This is a genomic window from Halorussus ruber, from assembly GCF_004765785.1.
Taxonomy (GTDB): Archaea; Halobacteriota; Halobacteria; order Halobacteriales; family Haladaptataceae; genus Halorussus; species Halorussus ruber.
On sequence record NZ_ML219768.1, the window covers coordinates 342,585 to 362,060 of the forward strand.

Genomic DNA, 19,476 nt, shown 5'->3' on the forward strand with positions numbered 1-19,476 from the left:
CCACTGGGTGGTTAAACCCCGCCCGGCCTTTGTGCCCCCCCTACGGGGGTGGGGGGGGGCGCCCGCGCCCCCCCCCCACCTCCGGAAGACCAAACTTTCTGAATCTTTAGAGTTGGATATTATTTCTTTAGTGATTGTTTTCATTTCTCTAGACCGGTCGGCACCGAAACCTGCTACGTCGAGATTTCGGGTCGCGTTTCAGGAGCCGAACTCACGACCGCCGAAACCTTATTATTCCACACGCCCAACCACCGTGCAAGTGGTCCGCATGGACGACAAACGAACCGAAGCGTGCGGCCGGTGTTCGATGAGTTCCGTCGTGGCGATGACGGCCGACGAGGAGGCCGGTGACCGACCGGGCCGGAACCCCTTCGACGGACCCCGAATCGAGGTCCCCGAGGAGGAACTCCGAAAGGCGAGCGCACCCCAAGTCTGGCTCGGCCGCGTCAAGCGCAGACTGGACGAGGTGGCGACGCGCTTGACGTACGGTCGCTAGGCGCAAAACGCACCGGTATCCGACAAGCGTATATCACCCCGCAACTAGGACCAACACTAATGGAAGAGAGCGTTTCGGGCTTCAAGCTCCGCGGCACGTGGGGCGACATCGTCGAACACGGCGAGCGCATCACAGAGGCCCTCCGCGAGGCGGGAGCGTCCGGCGACGCATACGACCAGTGGGAGGAGTGGCGACCCAAGCACCACGAGCGACTCGGCGAGGACGTCTCCGAGAAGACCGCCGAACAGGCCTCGATAGACGAGGGCAAGGGCGAACAGAAGGGCAAAGCGCCCGACGACGACCTCAAGACCGCGGGCGAGAAAATCAGCGAGTCCTACGAGAAACTAGAGGACGAGGAGACCGACGAGGCGCTGGACAAGTGGCAGGACTCGGTGAGTTACGTCGCCCGCGCCGCCGACTCGGCGAGTCGGAAGGCCCTCCGGAAGGTAGAGGACACCGTCTACCAGAAGGTGATGACCCGCCTCGCGCCCTACTACTTCGACAACGACCTCATCAGCGCCAACGTCCAACAGGTCGGGCGAGGCGACGGCGAGGAGAAGTTCGTCTTCGAGGTCAACGTCAACGACGACGACCTCAAAGAGAAGGTCAGCCAGAAACTCGCCGACTACGAGGACGAGGTCAACCGCTGGCACGTCGCCACCGAGAAGCGCACCGACACCGCCGAGGCCGCCGAGGGCGTCGAAGCGCCCCGCGAGCCGGAGGAGCCCCACTCGAAGACGACCTGAAATCGGCGCTCGAATCGGAAAACGAGTGGCTCGAAGCCGGTAGACTATTTTACCGTCGGCGATAGGTTCCGCTATGGTCGGGAGTGGCGTCGTGACGTTGGTCGTGGCAGCTATCGCCAGTCTGTTCATGGCGTGGGCCATCGGCGCGGGGTCCTCGGGTTCGACGCCCTACGCGCCGGCAGTCGGCGCGAACGCAATTTCGGTGATGCGGGCGGGGTTCTTCGTCGGCCTACTGGGATTTCTGGGCGCGGTCATGCAGGGCGCGAACGTCTCGGAAGCGGTCGGCAAGGAACTCATCGTGGGCGTCCAGTTGACCGCCGTCGCGGCGACGACCGGACTCATCGTCGCGGCCCTGCTGGTCGCTATCGGCGTCTTCACGGGCTATCCCATCGCCACGGCGTTCACCGTCACCGGGGCCATCGTCGGCGTCGGACTGGCGATGGGCGGGGACCCCGCGTGGGCGAAATATCAGCAAATCTCGACGCTCTGGGTACTGACGCCCTTCGTCGGGAGTTTCATCGCCTACACGACCGCGAAACTCCTCCGGTCCGAGCGCACCGCCGAGGAGAACGTCATCCCCCTGCTCGGCGCGCTCGTCGGTCTCATCATCGCTAACGTCAAGTTCGTCCTGCTGGGGCCGCCGGACGTGAGCCAGTCGGTCGCCGAGACCGCAGGGAAGACGCTGGCTCTCCCTCCGTTCGCTGGCTTCGAGACGGGCACCGTCGTCGTCTCGCTCGCCATCGCAGGGGCCATCGCGGCCCTGCTGGCGTGGGACGTGCGCCGGGATTTGGCCGCCGGACAGCGCCACTTCCTCATCGCCTTGGGGAGCCTCGTCGCCTTCTCTGCGGGCGGGTCGCAAGTCGGCCTCGCCATCGGTCCTCTCGTCCCCCTCCTCGACCCCTTCGAGATTCCGCTCGTGCCGGTCCTCGTCGGCGGGGGTATCGGCCTGCTCGCCGGGTCGTGGACCGGCGCGCCGCGGATGATCAAGGCCCTCGCGCAGGACTACTCGGCGCTCGGTCCCCGGCGCTCCATCGCGGCGCTCATCCCCTCGTTCGCCATCGCCCAGACCGCGGTCTTCTTCGGCATCCCGGTCTCGTTCAACGAAATCATCGTGAGCGCGATCGTGGGAAGCGGCTACGCCGCGGAGGGCGGCGGCGTGAGCAGGAAGAAGATGGGCTACACCGTGCTGGCGTGGTTGGGGTCGCTCGTACTGGCGACTGGATTGAGCTACGGCGTGTTCACGCTCATCGAAATGGTCGGATGAAAGTCGGAGTCCCGTAGGTCGAACTACCAGCGCACGAAGGTTTTTGACCGAGAACGGGACGAACCAATCGTGATGGCAGATGGTGAACCAGCGTGTCGAGACGTAGCCGACGACGAGAGCAGAAAGTCTGACGTTGCAGTACTTCGGTCGGGGCGCGAAGAGGCACGAGTCGTCCTCAACCACCAGTTAGACGCTCTCAGTGACTTACATACGAAGGCGGTGCGAACAGTCCGTATTACCGGAGTCGTCCTCGGTCTTGTTCTCTCGGCCGCGACACTACCCGGTGCGAGACGATTCGCTAACGGTTTCACCCTCGCTGGGGTCGGAGCCTTAGCAGTGACTCTTCTCACCGGACTCGTCGCCTACAGTGCTTCTGACCCGAAAGTCGGCATCGGCCCCCAGTACCTCTCGAACATCAGAACTGGGAACTATGGCGAAGAGGAGTGGTTCGATGCCTTGGTGAGCGGATACGAGAACTGGATAGAAGAGATGGAAGAACTGAACGACGGAAACGCTCGGATGCTCACAGTCACTCAACTCTGTCTCGGAGTGGCCGTCATGTTGCTAGCTACCGGTGTTCTTGTCGAACTCCTTATTTGAACGTGAGCGTTTTTAACTACGGGAGTAATATAGACTACTATGACTAAATCACCCGATTTCGATAGCGGTCCGGGGGGGACGAGAGTCTATTACGGGTCCCAATGGCTCGCACAGTTAGTTCGCAAATACGTCGCAAAAAGGCCCGACGACGAGTCTTAACTCTCGGTCTCGACGCCCTCTTCCAGTTCCGAACTCGACTCGCCCGTACTCTCGGCGAGTTCCTCCTCGTCCAGTTTCGTCACGCGGGCCTTCATGATGCGAGTGTTCTCGACCTGTTCGACGTGGAGGCGCACGCCGTCGTAGGTGATGTCCTCGCCCTCTTCCACGAGGCGGCCCGCGCGGTTGAAGATGAACCCGGCGATTGTCTCGAACTCCTCGCCCTCGGGGAGTTCGATGTCCAACGCCTCGTTGACCTCGTCTATGTTGAGTTCGCCCCGAACGATGACGGTGTCGTCGTCCACGTACTCGATTGGTTCCTCCTCCTCGCCTTCGAGGATGTCGCCGACGATCTCCTCGACCATGTCCTCCATCGTCACTAGCCCCTCGGTGGTGCCGAACTCGTCGATGACGATGACCATCTGCATCCGGTTCTCGCGCATCTCGGTGAGGAGTTCGTCCACGTTCTTGCTCTCGGGGACGTGGAGGGTCGGCTGAATCACGTCGTCCAGTTCGAGGTCAGGGTTCTCGCCGTAGGTCTGTTCGCGGACCAAATCGCGGATGTGGATGACGCCGATGACGTTGTCGAGGCTCCCCTCGTAGACCGGGACGCGCTCGTGGCCGCTCTGGACCAGCGTCTCGATGGCCTCGTCGATGCTGGCGGTCTTGGGCACCGCGGTCATGTCGAGGCGAGGAGTCATGACCTCCTTGGCGATGGTGTTGTTGAACCGGAAGATGCGCTGGAGCATCTCGCGCTCGTCCTCCTCGATGACGCCCTCGCGCTCGCCGGTCTCTATCATGTTCTGAATCTCGTCGCGGGTTACGTAGGAGGTCTCGATGGCCGACCGACCGCCCGTGACCTTGTTGACGACGCGCGTCAGGTAGTCGAAGAGGACGACGAGCGGAAGGAGCGCGTACTCGGAGAGTTTCAGCGGGCGAGCGATGCGGAGCGCCCACGACTCGGTGTTCTCGACCGCGTAGGACTTGGGCGCGCTCTCGCCGAACAGCAAAACGAGTGCCGTAATCCCGAACGTTGCGACCGCCACGGCCTGTCCCTGCGTCAGGTGGAGCGCGAGGACACCGGTCGCAATAGACGACATCGCAATGTTGACGATGTTGTTTCCGACCAGGATAGTCACGAGCAGGCGATGCGGGTCGGACTTGAGTTCGTCGACCGTGTCCGCTCCGGGGACCTTGTCCTCGACCAGCGCGTCGACGCGGTGGTTGGCCAGCGAGAACATCGCAATCTCCGAGGACGAGAAGAACGCGGAGAGTCCGACGAGGACGACGATGACGAACGCGCCGCCCCACGTGAGGATTGGTTCAGAAATCGGAATACCCAACACTTCTGCGGCGGGCGTTGCCCCTACGGACGCGACCGTAAACATCGGGAATGGCACCATTCGACAACCCAACTTGAGAGTGGACGGGATTAACTCTTTATTCTTTTCCTACCGACCGCGTGAGATGCCGCGAGCGAAGACCTTACCATCGCTTCGTCCGAATAACGGCCCATGAGCCAGCCAGCGACCGCCCAGTCGGCAATTACGCTGTATCGCTTGGAGGCCTGTCCCTTCTGCGAGCGCGTGGTCCGCAAACTACAGGAGTACGACCTCGACTATCAGTCGCGGTTCGTAGAGCCGATGCACAGCGACCGCAACGTGGTCAAGCGCGTCTCCGGCAAGCGCACCGTCCCGGCCATCGTGGACGAGACCACCGGAGTGACGATGAGCGAGAGCGCCAACATCGTGGAGTACCTCGAAAACACCTACGGCGAGGGAGCGCGAACAGACGGCGGCGAAGCGCACGCTGACGCCGAGGAGGGTGCCTGAGATGGTCGATTTCGAGGTGGTCGAACTCCCCGAGACCGACCACGTCGAGGAGGGCGACACCGCGCCCGACTTCACCCGCCCGCTGGTCAACGACGAGTTCTGGGAGGACGTTGCCCTCTCGGAGTTGACCGAGGAGGGACCAGTCCTGCTGGTCTTCTACACGATGGACGGTGCCTTCCCCGCGACCTACATGTGGAACGAGATTCGGGACAGAAACTGGGGTAGCGAGGCGCAACGCGCCTCGGAAAAAGCGAGCGGTGAAACCGCGAGCAGCGACGGCCGCGACATCACCATCGTCGGCCTCTCCGTCTCGGACCCCTACGCCCACAAGCAACTCATCCACGAGCGCGGGATGGACTACCGACTGTTCAGCGACCCGCAGAACGGCGTCGCCGAGGAGTACGGCATCGTCAACGACCTCGACGGGATGGCGGGCGTGAGCGAACCCCGGCCCGCCGTCTTCCTGCTGGACGAGGACCGAACCGTCGAGTACGCGTGGGTCGCCGAGGAGTGGCCCGATTTCCCCGACTACGAGGAAATCGAGGACGCCATCGCCGGGCGCTGAAGTTCGGGATTCGCCATCTCTTTTTTCGCCCAAAGCGAAACGCGCCACATGAGTGGCGAGGACACAGACATCGAACGCGCCGCGACCGCGATTCGAGACGGAAATCTCGTCGTCTACCCGACAGAGACGGTGTACGGCCTCGGCGCGGACGCCCTGAACGAGGAGGCGGTCGAGCGCGTCTTCGAGGCCAAGGGCCGGTCGCGCGACAAGCCGGTCTCGCTGGCGGTGGCCGACGCCGACGCCGCGCTGGAGTACGTCCGGGCGACCGACCGCGAACAGCGGTTCATGCGCGAGTTCCTCCCCGGCCCGGTGACGGTCCTCTGCGAGAAGCGCGAGGCGGTCCCCGACGTTTTGACCGGCGGGCGAGAACGGGTCGGGGTTCGGGTCCCCGACCACCCGGTCGCGCTCGACCTCCTGCGCGAAGTCGCCCCGGTCACCGCCACGAGTGCGAACGTGAGTGGACGAGAGAGCGCGACCCGCGTGGCCGACCTCGACCCGGAAATCCGAGAGGCCGCAGAAGTCGTCCTCGACGGCGGCGAGACGGGTGGCACCGGAAGCACGGTCGTGAACGTCGAGACCGGCGACATCGTGCGCGAGGGGCCGAACGCCGACGAGGTGCGGGAGTGGTTACGGAAGTGAGCGTCCGAGTTCGGGAGTACCCCGAAACCGACAGCAGGCGAGGCTTCGTAGGGACTCCTTGTCCCGGCGTCACAAGGAGGGAGAAAGACCCGGGCGGGTTTCGGGAGTCGTGTCAGGCGGCACGTAACAAAGGAATGGGAGGTCTACCGTAGACGTGGAGACAGACAATGGCGGTCGCAACGAGAGACGCGAACTCGGAGATAGTGTATCGAACGGAGTACGACCGAGACCACGACGGGTCCATCAGTAGCGCCGTCGTCGAGGCGCTGGCGGCGGTCGAGAACGTCGAACCGGAGAATCTGGACGTTCGACTGTACGACAGCGTCGAGAGCGACGCGCTGGACGAGTTGTATCGGGCCACCGCGGAGCGCTCCGAACGCCTCCGGGTCGCCTTCACGCTCGATTCCTACGAGGTGGTGCTGGAGGACGGCGGGCAGATCGTGGTCCGGACTCGGGGGGACGCCCGACGGCAAGTCCCGCGATAGCGCCGACCGAGCCAGCGCCCCGGCTTCGGCGCTCAGAACCCCAACAGCGACTTCAGCGACCGCGTTTTCACGCCGCACTCCGTGCGGTACTCGCAGGGCTTGCACTTCGCGTCGTTGGTGAGTCTGGGCGGCGGGCCGTCGAGCGCCCGGACCGCTTCCATGGCGGTCCGGTAGGACGCCTTCCGGCGGGCGTGCAGGCGGAGTTCGCGGATTTCGCCGTGGGTCGGATACTCCACGAAGGCGCGCTCGACCGGCGTCTCGAACTCCCACGAGAGGGCTTTCGCGGCCGCGACGGCGCGGACCGATTGTGACTCCCAGACGCCCTCCTCGGGCGGGTCGCCGGTAAAGACCATCGCGGGCGTGGGCACGCCGAGGTCCAGCACCTTGTGGACGATGCCCCGGCAGTCCTTGCCCTCGGTCAGGCGCTCGCGCTCGCTCGGGTCCCGAATCGCGTCCCACTCGTCGGCGAACCTCGACCGCGCGCGGTCGAGGTTCGCCCGGAACTCGGCGGGACCCACCGCCAGCGGGAGGTCGGCGAGGGCGTCCCGAGGAGTCGCCAGTAACTCCTCGTAGCGAAACGCCAGTTCCCGGCGCTCGGCCACCTCCTCGGGGACTTCGAAGTCGCCGTCTCGACGCCGATAGTACAACTTGCGCGGGCAGTACGCCGCGGTCGAGAGGTCGCTGAACGCTATCTTCGACACGCGATTGGTTCGTCTCGTTCTGGGATATAAACCTAAGCAACCTCTGCAATCGGTAAAGCAATCAGAACAATTGTCTGCCGAACGCGCGGCCAGCGAGCGACCGAACGGAGTGAGAGAGCGAGCGCACCACTAATCAGCGGACGGCACCGCAAACCAGCGACCGCAGACGCTCGACTAAATCAGAAATACAGCACCAGCATCCGCGTGAGCGAAGCGAGCGCGGTTCGCCGCGAGCGAGGAGCGAAGCGACGAGCGAGCGGACCAAGGGAGGACCAAAGCGAACGGAGTGAGCGGCGGGACGACCGCCGTGTTTTTCATGAAAGTTTTGCAAGGGAGAAATCGCGGCTCCGCCGCGATTTCGACCGCAGGAAAAGTTTCAGAAGGAAACGTTCGTCTCCATCCCTTCGGTCGCGTCGTCCAGTCCGTCCTCTTGGACGCGCTCGGTCATTCGGTCGGAGAGTTCCCGGTCGCGGAGGACGTTCTCGAACTCGTCGCGGAATCGGTCGTTGACGGTCCGGCGCTCCTGTTGGGTCTCGACGACGCGGCGGTAGCGCCGGACGGTCGATTCGCTCACGTCGAGTTGTTCGGCGCACTCGACAGTCGTCGCGCCGTCGTCCAGCAGGTCACGGAGTTCGTCCATGTCGAACGGCGCGTCGGTGTCGCTATCTCGGATGAGGTGGAGGTCGATGCGGGCGCGCGAGACCGTCTTGCCGAGAGACGCGTCGCCGAGGTCGCGGGCGATTTCGGCGTCGGAGTCACCGGCGTAGAAGCCCCGGACCACGGTGACGAGTTCGTCGTCGGAGAGCGTCGTGCCGAAGTCGTACCGGTCTCGCATCCGAGCGACCACGTCTTCGAGATGCTCGTCTACCTCCGCCTCCGAACTCAGCGAACCGTGAGTCTCCTCTTGCTGTTCGGTGACGGTGGATTCGTCGGTGACATCCATGAAGATGTCACGGAGTTCCTCTGTCTTCTCGTCCATAGGCGATTGATGTTGGCGGGACGTGACGGCATTATAAAAATCTGTCGGAGGCGGAAGTCGAGGCGGCGGGCGTCGTCAACCGAAGCTATAATTCCGGTTGACGGACCACGGGGGAGTATGAGCACGGATACGGCGTCAGTCGAGTTAGTCGGCGAGGAGACCGCCGAGAACGTCGCCCGAGCGGCCCTGCTGGCCGCGCTGACCGGCGCGTTCGCCTACGTATCGTTCCCCAATCCCCTCTCGCCCGCGCCGGTGAGTTTGCAGGTGCTTGGCGTGTTTCTGGCCGGAATCCTCCTCGGGGCGGTCTGGGGCGGCGTCTCGATGGCGCTGTACCTCGTGACCGGCGCGGTCGGCGCGCCCGTCTTCGCTGGCGGGTCCGCTGGCGTCGGCGCGCTGTTGGGTCCGACCGGCGGCTACCTCTGGTCGTACCCCGTCGCGGCGTTCGCCATCGGCGCAATCGTCCACGGCGGCGTCCGCCTTCGGAACCGCGTCCCGCGCGGTATCCCGCGACTCGTCGGCGCGATGGCGGTCGGCACGGTCGTCATCTACGCCTTCGGCGTCGTCGGCATGTCGCTCGTCCTCGGGATGACGCTCCAGAAGGCGTTCGTCGCGGGCGCGGCGGCGTTCATCCCCGCCGAGGCGTTCAAGATGGCCGCCGCAATCGGCGTCGTCCGGAGCGACCAGATTACCGCCGAGTAGCGAACCCAACGAAAACGATTCGATGATAGAAACTCGTGAACTGGTCCACAGGTACGGCGACGAGGAGAGTCCGGCGGCAGTCGATGGCGTCACGCTCTCGATTCCCGACGGCGAGTTCGTCCTGCTGGCCGGCCCCAACGGGTCGGGCAAGTCCACGCTCGTCCGGCACTTCAACGGCCTGCTTGAACCCGATTCGGGCGAGGTCCTCGTAGACGGCACTCCAGTCACCGACGACCTCGTGGCCGCCAGAACCCGCGTCGGCATGGTGTTCCAACAGCCGCGCGACGGCTTCGTCGCGGCCACGGTCGGCGCGGACGTCGCCTTCGGCCCGGAGAATCTGGGCCTCGCGCGCGAGGAGATCGACCGCCGGGTCGAGGAGGCCCTCGAAGCGGTCAACATGCGAGACCGCCGCGACGAGCGCATCGACGAACTCTCCGGCGGGGAGCGCGAGCGAGTGGCGATTGCGGGAGCCCTGGCGATGGACCCCGACCACCTCGTGCTGGACGAACCGTTCACCGGCCTCGACGCGCCGACCCGCGAGTCGGTGGTCGAACAACTCCGGAGCCTCAAGGAGTCGGGCACCGGCGTCGTCCTCGTGACCCACGACCTCCGGGACGCGTTCGCCCTCGCGGACCGAATCGTCGCGCTCGCCGACGGGGACGTGGCTGTAGACGCCTCGCCCGAGGAGGCCCGCGACCGACTGCCCGAACTGGGAATCCGGGTCCCGCCGAAGAGAGAAACCCCCCGAGAGGAGCCGTGACCCTCAGCTACCGACCGGGCGACTCGCTGGCCCACCGACTCGACCCCCGGACCAAACTCGCCTTTCAGGTGGCGTTCGCGGTGGCGGCGTTCGCCCACACCACGCCGAAGGGCCTGCTCGCGCTGAGTGGCGTCGCCGGGGTCGTCCTCGCCTCCTCGGACGTGTCGGCCCGCGAGGCGCTGGTCGAGTACCGATTCGTCTTCCCCTTCCTGCTGGCCGGACCCCTGCTCTCGGCCGCCGCGCTCGGCCCGCCGTGGATTCGCTGGCAGGCGGGGTTCGACAGTTTGCTCGCGAGCTACCGGGTCGTCCTCGTCCTGTTCGTGAGCGCGGCGTACCTCCGGACGACGCCCGTCAGGGACTCGCGGGCCGCGATTCAGCACCTCGTGCCGGGGAAGGCGGGGCAACTCCTCGGAACGGGTGTCGGCTTCGTCTTCCGGTTCCTGCCGGTCTTGCAGGCCGATTTGCGTCGGATTCGGGACGCCTCCTCGGCGCGGTTGGGCGACCAGCGAGGACTGATAGACAGGATGAAACTCGTCTCGATTTCGGGGCTTTCGCGGGCGCTCTCGCGGGCCGACAGGTTCGCGCTGGCGCTCCGCGCCCGGTGTTTCTCGTGGAACCCGACGCTCCCGCCGCTCTCGTTCTCGCGGGCCGACGTTCCCGTGATAGTTGGGAGTGTCGGGCTGTTGCTCTGGGCGATTATCTAACTCCGTCGGCGGTACGACTCTCCGTGAGAGGTCAACAGGCGCAGACCTTCTCGCACACGTCTTGCGGATTACTGATTCCGAAGGTCGTTACGACGAGACAGAGGACCCCGAATCCCGCAGCGCAGGCGAGCGGACCGACGCCGGTCTGGGAGGTAACGACCGAACAGTAGGCGGCCGTCTGCAGGCTGCACGACAGTGAGTTCAGTATCGTCACCATGTTCTTGCAGTCTCCACAGCCGATAGTGTCGGGGAAGTCCGAACAGTAACTCGCCTGCGTGGTGACCTCACCGTCTTCGAACCACCCAGAGAGGTCGTGGGTCTTCTTCGTAACCGTCGTTCCACCAACGTCAGTCGTCGTAGCCTGAGTCGAGACGTTCTCAAGGCCGTTCGCGGTGCTCGTCGAAACGACGCCGCCCCGACCGAACTCGGTGATGGAGACGGGACGGTCCCGGTCGTCGAGTTCGGTGACAGTCGCCTTGGCGACGGAATCGCCACCTAGCGGAATCGAGATGTTCGCACCACCGGCCGCGACGCTGTCGTCTACGAACGAAACGAGCTCGAATTTGCCACCGCTGGCCGGGAAGACTCTGAAAGCGTTGACTTCGGTCGCGTCGAACGAGATACCCTCGCGCTGGAGCGCCGTGGCGAACAGTTCGAACTCGTCGGTGGAGCGCGCGTCCTCGATTACTTTGGAGCGCTTTCCGCCACGGATTCGCTTTATTTTCAGTTTCCCGTCCGCCGAAGCAGGGTTCGATGCGGATCCGAAAGTCACGCCAGCGGCACCGATACCTTTCAGACATTTCCGGCGACTAATCGAACGCCCATCTTGGCCATCTTCTGACATGTAGTAGAGAGGTCACGACCACGAATTTAAAAATCTTTATACTTGTATTTTTTACTTTTTTAACAAATATTATAATTTATATAGGAAGGGTATCTATCATAAGTAGATTCGACTACCTGAAATCACGGAATCGAATATCGGTGAGTGGGCGGTTCAACCGTCAACCGGACCGAGACGAGTCCGTATTGGTTCGACTATCTGAACAACAGCGTGATAGCCACCAGCGAGACCAACCCCGAAATCAACGCAACCAGAAGACGGGAGTCCGCTGGCGCTACGAGCCAAGAGAAGACGGTCATCACGACCGTGATACCGATAATCAGTCGCAGTTCGGACCGTCCGATTGCGGCGAGACTGTTTCGGTCCACGCTCGGTATCATGTCATCCTACGTCATGGTCGAAAATAAAAGGCGGGGTTCGACGAACGACAGTCATGACCTGCGCGGTTGAGCATGAGCTATAAACCATAAACACCCGGCCCGTTTTCGGCCGGGGGAGCGGCCTGAGTCGGTAAAACTTAAGCGAATCCTGTTCCCCGTGTAAAACATGGCAACATTTGTGCTGGCGCAGGCGGGGAGCGAGGTCACCCGCCCGACCTTCTGGAAGATCGGCCACTTCGGCGAGGCCATCTTCTACTACCTCGCGGCGGTGGCGATAGCCATCTTCGCGCTCGGGGTCTACGAGCGGTTCTCGACCTACGCGGAGGGGACCGACTCGTGGTTCGACCGCCTCGATAACCTGTCGAGTCGAATCGTCTCCGCGACCAAAATCGTCTTCTCGAACCAGAAGCAGTTCAACCGCGACCTCTACGGAGGGCTGATGCACGCGTTCGTCTTCTGGGGCTTCCTGACGCTGCTCATCGGGACGACGATTCTGGCCATCGACATGGACATCTGGACGAAGGCGCTCGGACAGGACTCCTTCTTCGTCGGCTCGTTCTATCTGGCCTACTCGCTGGTCATGGACGCGATGGGCCTGCTGTTCGTGGTCGGCGTCGGCATGGCCCTCTACCGGCGCTACTGGGTCCAAGAGAGTCGCCTCTGGGGCAAGCACACCTCCACCGAGGACGACCTGTTCATCTGGACGCTGTTCCTGCTGGGCGTCGGCGGGTACGTCACCGAGGGCGTCCGCATCCTCGGCACGAGCGCGACCCGCGACGTCTCCTTCGAGACGGTCAGCTTCGTCGGCTGGTTCGTCTACGACGTCCTGGAAATCGCTGGCGTGACCCCCGAAATGGCGGCCGCGGCCTACCCCGTCGTCTGGTGGTCCCACGCACTCTTGGCGCTCGCGTTCGTCGCCGCGATTCCCTACGCCAAGCCCTTCCACATGATTTCGAGCTTCGCCAACGTCGTCACCCGCGACGAGAAGGCTGGCAAGCGCCTGCCGGGCGTTCCTGACGACGCCAGCCCCGAGGAGATCGGTCACGGCTCCATCGAGGACTTCTCGTGGAAGGAACTGCTGGACCACGACGCCTGCACCAAGTGCGGCCGGTGTTCGTCGGTCTGTCCCGCGAAAGCGTCGGGCCGACCCCTCGACCCCCGCGACGTGATTCTCGACCTGAAGCAGTACCGCGAGGACTTGGAGGCGGGCCGAACCGAGGAGAAGGACATCATCGCCGACGGCGGCGCGTCGGTCATCAACAGCGAGACGATGGAGTCCTGCATGTCCTGCATGGCCTGCATGGACGCCTGCCCGGTCGAAATCGAACACGTCGAGCAGTTCACGCAGATGAACCGCCGACTCACCGAGTCGGGCCAGATGGACGCCAACGTCCAGGACACGATGATGAACGTGTTCCAGAACGGGAACACGTTCGGCGAACCCCAGCGCAAGCGCCCCGACTGGGCCGACGAACTCGACTTCGAGATTCCCGACGCCCGCGAGGAGTCCGTCGAGTACCTCTGGTACGTCGGCGATTACCCGAGCTTCGACGAGCGCAACCGGAAGGTGGCGCGCTCGCTGGCGACCATCCTCGAAGAGTCCGGCGTCGAGTACGGGATTCTCTACGACGACGAGCAGGCCGACGGCAACGACGTGCGCCGCGTCGGCGAGGAGGGCCTCTACGAGATGCTGGTCGAGGACAACGCCGAGGCCATCCAGAACTGCGACTACGACAAAATCGTCTGTACCGACCCACACAGCTACAACACCTTCAAGAACGAGTATCCGGAGTTCGAGGAGTGTTCGTGGACCGAGGACGACGTGTTCCACTACACGCAGGTGGTCGAAGACCTGTTCCGGGACCTCGGTCTCACCGGCTCTGAACTCGACTACACCGTCACCTACCACGACCCGTGCCACCTCGGTCGGTACAACGACGAGTACGAGGCACCGCGCGAAATCGTGAAAGCCACGGGCTGTGAACTGGACGAGATGCCCCGCAACCGCGAGGACAGCTTCTGTTGCGGCGGCGGCGGTGGCGGCCTCTGGATGGACTTCGAGGAGGACCCCAAGCCGAGCGAGGAGCGCCTGCGCGAGGCGCTGAACGACACCGACACCGGAAGCCGCGTCGAGAAGTTCGTCGTCGCCTGCCCGATGTGCATGACGATGTACGAGGACGGCCGCAAGACCGGCGGCTACGAGGACGACATCGAAATCGTGGACGTGTCCGAACTGCTGGTCGAGGCGATTGGCGAGAAAGAGCGGGTCAAGGTCGCGGCCGAGTAGACGACGAGTTGGCGGCTACTCGACCATCTTCGATTGGCCAAGCCGCTATCTCGCGGGCTTCGAGTATTGTTCTTCGGAAAAATACTATCTCCGGAGTATCACGGGAAAAGCGAGTAGAGCATATCGAGGCGAACAGTTCTTCGACACCTTCGAACCGCAGAATACGCGAGAGAATCACCTCTTGGTTCGTACTAACTCGTCTCACGGACGGCATCACTATCCGGTACCGCAGAGGTATTAATATCTAGGCGCAAAATAATAATTGCACACTACCTACAATACTCATGGGGTTCAAGCACGCTATCCGAGGTCTCTTCGAGGCTCGTGGCATCCCGGCGGGCGACCAGCGACTCGTCGGCTACACGACTGGTGCCCACGCGCTCGACCACCTCGTCGTCCTCTCGATTCCGCTGTTCGTTCCCATCTGGATCGAACAGTTCGACGTATCGACGTACGAACTGGGACTCCTCGTCACGCTGATGACCGGTCTCTACGGGTTGATGGCGCTCCCGTCCGGCATCTTGAGCGACCGATTCGGCGCGGACAGGGTCATCACAGGCTTTCTGTTGTTGACCGGCGGGGTGTTCCTCGCGGTCCCCTTCGTGAACTCGTTCGCGGCACTAGCTGCCGTCGTCGCGCTCGCGGGTGCCGGTGCCGGATTCTACCACCCACCCGCACTCGCGTTCATCAGTCGTGAGGCCGACGCACCGAGCAAGGGCTTCGCCTACCACGGTATCGGTGCGAACCTCGGTATCGGCATCGGACCGCTGCTCATCACCGCGGGGCTGGCGGTCACCGACTGGCGGACCGTTCTCGGGCTACTCGCCGTCCCGCTTCTGGGATTCGGCGTCCTCTTCGCGCTTCGCGGTCCCTCGGACGCGAACGACCACTCGGCGTCCGAACACTCGCTCGGTGACGTGGTCGAGCAACTCCGCGCGCTCGTCACGCCGGTCTTCGTCGGTATCATCGGCGTCTACGTGTTCGCAGGCATCTATTATCGCGGGACGCTGACGTTCCTCCCCCAGTTCATCGAGACGCTCTCGTCGCTCCCGAGCCTCGACGTCGCGGGCGCGACGGTCGGTGCTGGCCAGTGGCTCTACTCGCTCATCCTACTGACGGGGTCCGTCGGACAAATCGTCGGCGGGGACCTCGGCGAGCGGTTCGAAATCGAGCGTGTCTTGGTCGGCGTTTTCGCGGCGACCGCACTCGCGTTGCTCGCGCTGGGAGTGCTCTCCGGTAGCGCCGTCATCGCAGTAGGGCTGGTCTTCGGTGCCCTGCTGTTTACACTCGCACCGTTGCAGTCCGCACTCGTGGCGAAGCACACTCCCGACGCGGGTCAGGGTATCGGGTTCGGCCTCGTCTTCACCGTCAACTTCGGCGTCGGCGCGCTCGGCGCATCGCTCGCTGGCTGGATTCTATCGAGCAGTTCCTACTCGCTGTTGTTCGGCGTCCTCGCGCTGTTCCCGGTCGTCGCGGCCGGAGCAGTATTCGCGGTCTCGAAAACAGGCACCCAATCATGAACATCGAATACACTCCGATCGGACACGTTCGCTCGCCACACGACTCGCCCGCCGACGTTTCCCACGACGAAGTCGCGGAAACCACCGGCGAAATCGTCCTCGACGACGACTACGAACCCGGTCTCGACGGCATCGACGGCTTCTCTCACGTAGTCGTGTTCGCACACCTCGACGACGTCGAGGAGTACCGACTCACGGCCCGACCGCCGCACGTCGAGGACCTCGAAGTCGGCGTTTTCGCAACGCGGAGCCCACACCGGCCGAACCCGCTCGCACAGACCGTCGTCGAGCTCCTCGACCGCGACGGAACGACGCTCCACGTCGAGGGTCTCGACCTCGTCGATGGCACGCCGGTTCTGGACGTGAAACCACACACAGTCCCCATCGAAGACACCGAGAACGTCTCGGTCGGGTGGCTCGAAGACCGATAATCGTCGGCCAAATCCCGTTTCCAGACCGACTCGTAGAGAAACACTCGTCGGGCTTCGCCCGTGAAAGCGGCCGAAAAGCGGCGACGGGTATCCGGAGTGATAGAGACACCCATCCAGAAGTGCGCTCGCGTGGATTTCAAAGCATGGCACGCGATGAAGTCGGCACGCGAGCGCAACTCAGGCTACGTTCTGGAACTTGTTAGGTCTGACGCCTACCGGTTCGCAGAAAAACTCGACCGGGTAGCGAGTCGAGTTGTGTCAGTTCAGAGGAAACCGAGGAAACCGAGTTCGGCGGCGTAGAGCGCGGCGGCCGCGAGCCACGTCTGGAAGACGAGCGTGCCCAGCGCCGAGAGGACGACGAACTCCAAGTCGCGCATCTCGGCGAACCCGGCAGGGACCGTGAGCATCCCGCGGGTGAACAGCAGGGCGTTGCTGACCGGGACAACGACACGGCCCCACCGCTGGAACCACCCGTCGAAGCGGTCGAGTTGCTCCTCGTCCACGCGGAACCACCGCTTTTCGAGGAGGTACTCTCGACCGCCGCGCTTGGCGAGCAGGAAGAGGGCGTACTGGCCGATGGTCGCGCCGACGACTGCGACGCCGATGACCGCCACGATGGTGGCGTAGTCGCTCGCCGACTCGGCCAGTAGGGTCACGCCGAGGGGGACGAGGCTCTCGCTCGGCGCGAAGTACAACAGCATCGCGCCCTCCAGAATCAGGATGAGGAAGAGCGCGAGCAGGCCGTACTGGTCGAGCCACGCCTTCGCCAACTGCTTGTTCCCGACGAAGAACAGGCCGACCCCGACCGCCGCCGCGATGACGATGCCGACAGTCAGCAGGAGGAGGCCGTTGTCGGCGAAGAACTCCCGGACCTTTCCGGTTCCGACGGCGTTCGACAGCAACACGCCTGCGAGCAGTACCGCGGCTCCGAGCGCGAGTGGCGCGTCGGGACCGACGAGAGCGAGCGGGGACAGCATTCGTGACTGTCGTATCGACAGGGGGCGCTAAATGCGTTATGACCCCGACCGAATAGAGAGTTCTGAAGAACTGCTAAAGGAAGCGGACCCAACGAGAAGGTAAACGCCTACTGAAGCCCCCTTCATCCACCCAGACTGTCGGTTGATTCGTCGGCCGCTTGCCGGTTGAAAGTCACACCGAGCGTGTGCTGGTTGGCCGGTCGGTCAGTCGGCCTGCGATTTCTCGCCGAGAAGGAAAATCACCTTCGACGCTCCCGACGGGGTCGAGACGGTCGAAACCGACGCGGGGAAGATTTCGGACTCCGGCAAGGTTCACGGCGTCCGAGTCCAGCGCGCGGACGGGAGCTATCTCCACCGTACAACCGGCTCTACGGCGTCGAGACGACCGAACAAGAAGGAAAAGTGGACTACTCGGGGCCGTAGCTCGGTCCGCTGGCCCGAATCTCCCGACCGCTACAGTACTTCCTTGTAGGCTTCCAGCGTCTCCTCCACGTCCTCCTCGGTGTGGGCGTAGCTGAGGAACTGCGACTCGTACTGGTTGGCGGTCAGGAAGACGCCCTCCTCTTTCATCGCGGGCCAGAACAGCCGTTCCCAGCGCTCGGTCTCGGCGGCGTTCACGTCGGCCTTGCTCTTCGGGCAGTAGTCGTACCGCGGGCAGTCGGGGTCCTGTCGGCACCCGGCCTCGCACTGGCCGTCGAGGTCGCGCGGGCCGTCGCGGGTGAACACGACTTTGAACATGCTGTCGTAGCCCGTGACGGTGTACTCCGGCGCGCGGTCTTCGAGGATGTCGGTCAGCCCCGAGCGCAGTTGGTCGCCGAGGTCGCTGAGACGGTCGTACACGTCGTTTTTCGCGGCGTAGCGGAGCATCTCTAGTCCCGCGGTGAGCGAGAGGGGATGGCCCGAGTAGGTCCCGGCCTGGAACACGTCGCCCGTCGGCGTGAACGACTCCATGATTTCGGCGGGGCCGCCGATTGCGCCGACCGGGAAGCCGCCGCCGATGACCTTGGCGAACGTCGTCAGGTCGGGCGTGACGCCGAACTTGCCCTGCGCGCACTGGAGGCCGCCGATGCGGAACCCGGTCATGACCTCGTCGAAGACGAGCAGGGCCCCGTGGTCGTCGGTGACCTCGCGCAGGGTGTCGAGGTAGCCCTCGACTGGTCCGACCGACGCGCAGTTCCCGAGGACGGGTTCGGCGAGGACGGCCGCGATTTCGTCGCCGCGCTCCTCGAACACCTCGCGGACCGCCCGCTCGTCGTTGAACGGGACGGTGATGGTCTCCTCGGCGAAGGCGTCGGGAATCCCGGCCGAACTGGGCGACCCGGTGCCGCCGGTCTTACCCTCCACGAGCGTCGATTCCTGCGCGCCGTGGTAGCCGCCCTGCATGACGACGATTTTGTCCCGGCCGGTGTAGCCCCGCGCCAGTCTGACCGCCGAAGTCGTCGCTTCGGTGCCGGAGTTGACGAACCGCACCATCTCGACGCTCTGGACGTGGCGCGCGATGAACTCCGCGAGTTCGACCTCGACCTCGGCGGGCGCGCCGTACATCGGGCCGTCGGAGAGTTGGGACTGAATCGCCGACTCGACTTCCTGGGGCAGGTCGTGGCCCAGAAGCAGGGGACCGTAGCCCATCACGTAGTCGATGTACTTGTTGCCGTCGGCGTCGATGACGTGCGCGCCGTCGCCCCGCTCCACGAAGAAGGGGTAGGGTCTGACGGCCCGGACGGGAGAGTTGACGCCGCCGGGGAGGACCGAGAGCGCCCGGTCGTACAACTCGCGCGAGCGTTCGTCGTGCATGTTTGGACGTTCTGGTTCGTGGGTAAAGTCGATTTCTGTCTGTGCGAGGCCGTCGGTTCGCCTCGCGCGCTCTTCGGTCGGCATCTAAGAAACACAGAGATATTTAAAGAAAATAAAAGTATATGATAAAGATAGATATAATTATCCCGTGCCGAACTGAACGTTTATAGCTCCTGCCGGAGGTACGCCCCGACCGCACCGCCGAGCGCCCCGGCACCGACGAGGTAGCCGACTACGAAGACGAACAGCAGCACGGCGAAGACGGTCGTTAGGGCGAAGAACGGATCAGCGCCGAGGAGGACGAAGCCGACGACGAGCCACGCGAGGAGGAAGGCCGGAATCGCCGCGATGGCTCCGGAAATCGCGCCGACCTTCGCGCCCTCCGCGAGGTCGCCCTGCTCGAGGTAGCCCGCGAGAGCGCCGCCGAAGATGGCCGCCAGCGGGAGGAGCGGCGCGGTCAGGACGGTCGCCACCGCGCCGACGAGGGCGTTCATCAGGGTATTGGGGTCGTCGCCGGGCCGTTTCTGGGAGGACGGAGGGTAGTTTTCGGTGGTCGTCGTGGTCGTATCGCGGCTCATACGTCGTGGTTCTCGGGGCGAGGGTATATGCTTTGGTCG

22 protein-coding genes are annotated in these 19,476 nt (G+C 63.9%); 15 read left to right on the top strand and 7 right to left on the bottom strand.

Annotation, left to right across the window (positions count from 1 at the left end; all coding sequences use genetic code 11):
* Positions 1-268 precede the first annotated feature (268 nt).
* The 4 genes from EPL01_RS01755 (at position 269) to EPL01_RS01770 (ending at position 3,106) form a co-directional block, all read left to right on the top strand.
* Positions 269-496: a DUF8007 family protein gene (locus EPL01_RS01755; RefSeq protein WP_135823537.1), complete on the top strand. Its 228-nt coding sequence runs from the start codon at positions 269-271 to the stop codon at positions 494-496.
* A 59-nt stretch (positions 497-555) separates the two neighbouring features.
* Positions 556-1,242 (top strand): DUF5828 family protein, encoded by a 687-nt coding sequence (locus EPL01_RS01760; protein ID WP_135823538.1) that lies wholly within the window; start codon positions 556-558, stop codon positions 1,240-1,242.
* Between the two features lie 73 nt (positions 1,243-1,315).
* Entirely contained in the window at positions 1,316-2,506 is a 1,191-nt protein-coding gene (locus tag EPL01_RS01765) for an inorganic phosphate transporter (protein ID WP_135823539.1), read from the top strand.
* A gap of 72 nt (positions 2,507-2,578) precedes the next feature.
* Positions 2,579-3,106, top strand: a complete 528-nt coding sequence (locus EPL01_RS01770) for a hypothetical protein (RefSeq protein ID WP_135823540.1) — start codon at positions 2,579-2,581, stop codon at positions 3,104-3,106.
* A 155-nt stretch (positions 3,107-3,261) separates the two neighbouring features.
* Here the strand turns inward: EPL01_RS01770 and EPL01_RS01775 are convergent, their stop codons facing one another.
* The gene (locus EPL01_RS01775) at positions 3,262-4,665 is read right to left on the bottom strand and encodes a hemolysin family protein (protein ID WP_394346238.1); all 1,404 of its coding nucleotides are present in this window, start codon (positions 4,663-4,665) and stop codon (positions 3,262-3,264) included.
* Positions 4,666-4,776: 111 nt separating this feature from the next.
* On the opposite strand from EPL01_RS01775, the gene EPL01_RS01780 reads away from it, so the two are divergent.
* The 4 genes from EPL01_RS01780 to EPL01_RS01795 all read left to right on the top strand — a co-directional run bounded on the left by EPL01_RS01780 (position 4,777) and on the right by EPL01_RS01795 (position 6,783).
* Complete coding sequence (locus EPL01_RS01780; protein WP_135823541.1) at positions 4,777-5,094, top strand: glutathione S-transferase N-terminal domain-containing protein; 318 nt, start codon at positions 4,777-4,779, stop codon at positions 5,092-5,094.
* 1 nt (position 5,095) lies between these two features.
* Complete coding sequence (locus EPL01_RS01785; RefSeq protein WP_135823542.1) at positions 5,096-5,659, top strand: redoxin domain-containing protein; 564 nt, start codon at positions 5,096-5,098, stop codon at positions 5,657-5,659.
* Positions 5,660-5,707: 48 nt separating this feature from the next.
* Positions 5,708-6,298 carry an L-threonylcarbamoyladenylate synthase gene (locus EPL01_RS01790; RefSeq protein ID WP_135823543.1) on the top strand — a complete coding sequence of 197 codons (591 nt, stop codon included), beginning with the start codon at positions 5,708-5,710 and terminating at the stop codon, positions 6,296-6,298.
* A gap of 167 nt (positions 6,299-6,465) precedes the next feature.
* Positions 6,466-6,783, top strand: a complete 318-nt coding sequence (locus EPL01_RS01795; RefSeq protein ID WP_135823544.1) for a HalOD1 output domain-containing protein — start codon at positions 6,466-6,468, stop codon at positions 6,781-6,783.
* A gap of 32 nt (positions 6,784-6,815) precedes the next feature.
* Here the strand turns inward: EPL01_RS01795 and EPL01_RS01800 are convergent, their stop codons facing one another.
* Complete coding sequence (locus EPL01_RS01800) at positions 6,816-7,484, bottom strand: CRISPR-associated protein Cas4 (RefSeq protein WP_135823545.1); 669 nt, start codon at positions 7,482-7,484, stop codon at positions 6,816-6,818.
* A 376-nt stretch (positions 7,485-7,860) separates the two neighbouring features.
* Entirely contained in the window at positions 7,861-8,463 is a 603-nt protein-coding gene (locus EPL01_RS01805) for a conditioned medium-induced protein 4 (RefSeq protein WP_135823546.1), read from the bottom strand.
* Positions 8,464-8,580: 117 nt separating this feature from the next.
* Between EPL01_RS01805 and EPL01_RS01810 the strand changes: the two genes are divergently transcribed.
* From EPL01_RS01810 to EPL01_RS01820, 3 genes are read left to right on the top strand one after another with little or no spacing between them, the layout of a single operon-like run.
* Complete coding sequence (locus tag EPL01_RS01810) at positions 8,581-9,162, top strand: biotin transporter BioY (RefSeq protein WP_135823547.1); 582 nt, start codon at positions 8,581-8,583, stop codon at positions 9,160-9,162.
* 22 nt (positions 9,163-9,184) lie between these two features.
* A complete protein-coding gene (locus EPL01_RS01815; protein ID WP_135823548.1) occupies positions 9,185-9,922 on the top strand; it encodes an energy-coupling factor ABC transporter ATP-binding protein in 738 nt (245 codons plus the stop codon).
* Positions 9,919-10,626, top strand: a complete 708-nt coding sequence (locus EPL01_RS01820; RefSeq protein ID WP_135823549.1) for an energy-coupling factor transporter transmembrane component T family protein — start codon at positions 9,919-9,921, stop codon at positions 10,624-10,626. Before EPL01_RS01815 ends, EPL01_RS01820 begins: the two co-directional genes overlap by 4 nt.
* A gap of 31 nt (positions 10,627-10,657) precedes the next feature.
* Here EPL01_RS01820 and EPL01_RS01825 read toward each other — a convergent pair whose 3' ends face one another.
* Positions 10,658-11,398: a hypothetical protein gene (locus EPL01_RS01825; RefSeq protein WP_135823550.1), complete on the bottom strand. Its 741-nt coding sequence runs from the start codon at positions 11,396-11,398 to the stop codon at positions 10,658-10,660.
* 216 nt (positions 11,399-11,614) lie between these two features.
* Between EPL01_RS01825 and EPL01_RS01830 the strand changes: the two genes are divergently transcribed.
* The 4 genes from EPL01_RS01830 (at position 11,615) to tsaA (ending at position 16,088) form a co-directional block, all read left to right on the top strand.
* Positions 11,615-11,920, top strand: coding sequence for a hypothetical protein (locus EPL01_RS01830; RefSeq protein ID WP_135823551.1), 306 nt, complete (start codon positions 11,615-11,617; stop codon positions 11,918-11,920).
* Between the two features lie 96 nt (positions 11,921-12,016).
* Entirely contained in the window at positions 12,017-14,137 is a 2,121-nt protein-coding gene (locus EPL01_RS01835; RefSeq protein ID WP_135823552.1) for a (Fe-S)-binding protein, read from the top strand.
* Positions 14,138-14,421: 284 nt separating this feature from the next.
* Positions 14,422-15,657, top strand: a complete 1,236-nt coding sequence (locus EPL01_RS01840) for an MFS transporter (protein ID WP_135823553.1) — start codon at positions 14,422-14,424, stop codon at positions 15,655-15,657.
* Positions 15,654-16,088: a tRNA (N6-threonylcarbamoyladenosine(37)-N6)-methyltransferase TrmO gene (gene tsaA, locus EPL01_RS01845; RefSeq protein WP_135823554.1), complete on the top strand. Its 435-nt coding sequence runs from the start codon at positions 15,654-15,656 to the stop codon at positions 16,086-16,088. Before EPL01_RS01840 ends, tsaA begins: the two co-directional genes overlap by 4 nt.
* Positions 16,089-16,351: 263 nt before the next feature.
* On the opposite strand, the gene EPL01_RS01850 is transcribed toward tsaA, so the two are convergent.
* The 3 genes from EPL01_RS01850 to EPL01_RS01865 all read right to left on the bottom strand — a co-directional run bounded on the left by EPL01_RS01850 (position 16,352) and on the right by EPL01_RS01865 (position 19,437).
* Positions 16,352-16,882, bottom strand: coding sequence for a DedA family protein (locus tag EPL01_RS01850; RefSeq protein ID WP_246045610.1), 531 nt, complete (start codon positions 16,880-16,882; stop codon positions 16,352-16,354).
* A gap of 636 nt (positions 16,883-17,518) precedes the next feature.
* A complete protein-coding gene (gene hemL, locus EPL01_RS01860) occupies positions 17,519-18,859 on the bottom strand; it encodes a glutamate-1-semialdehyde 2,1-aminomutase (RefSeq protein ID WP_135823640.1) in 1,341 nt (446 codons plus the stop codon).
* Between the two features lie 164 nt (positions 18,860-19,023).
* Entirely contained in the window at positions 19,024-19,437 is a 414-nt protein-coding gene (locus EPL01_RS01865) for a DUF5518 domain-containing protein (protein WP_210424037.1), read from the bottom strand.
* Positions 19,438-19,476: the final 39 nt, after the last annotated feature.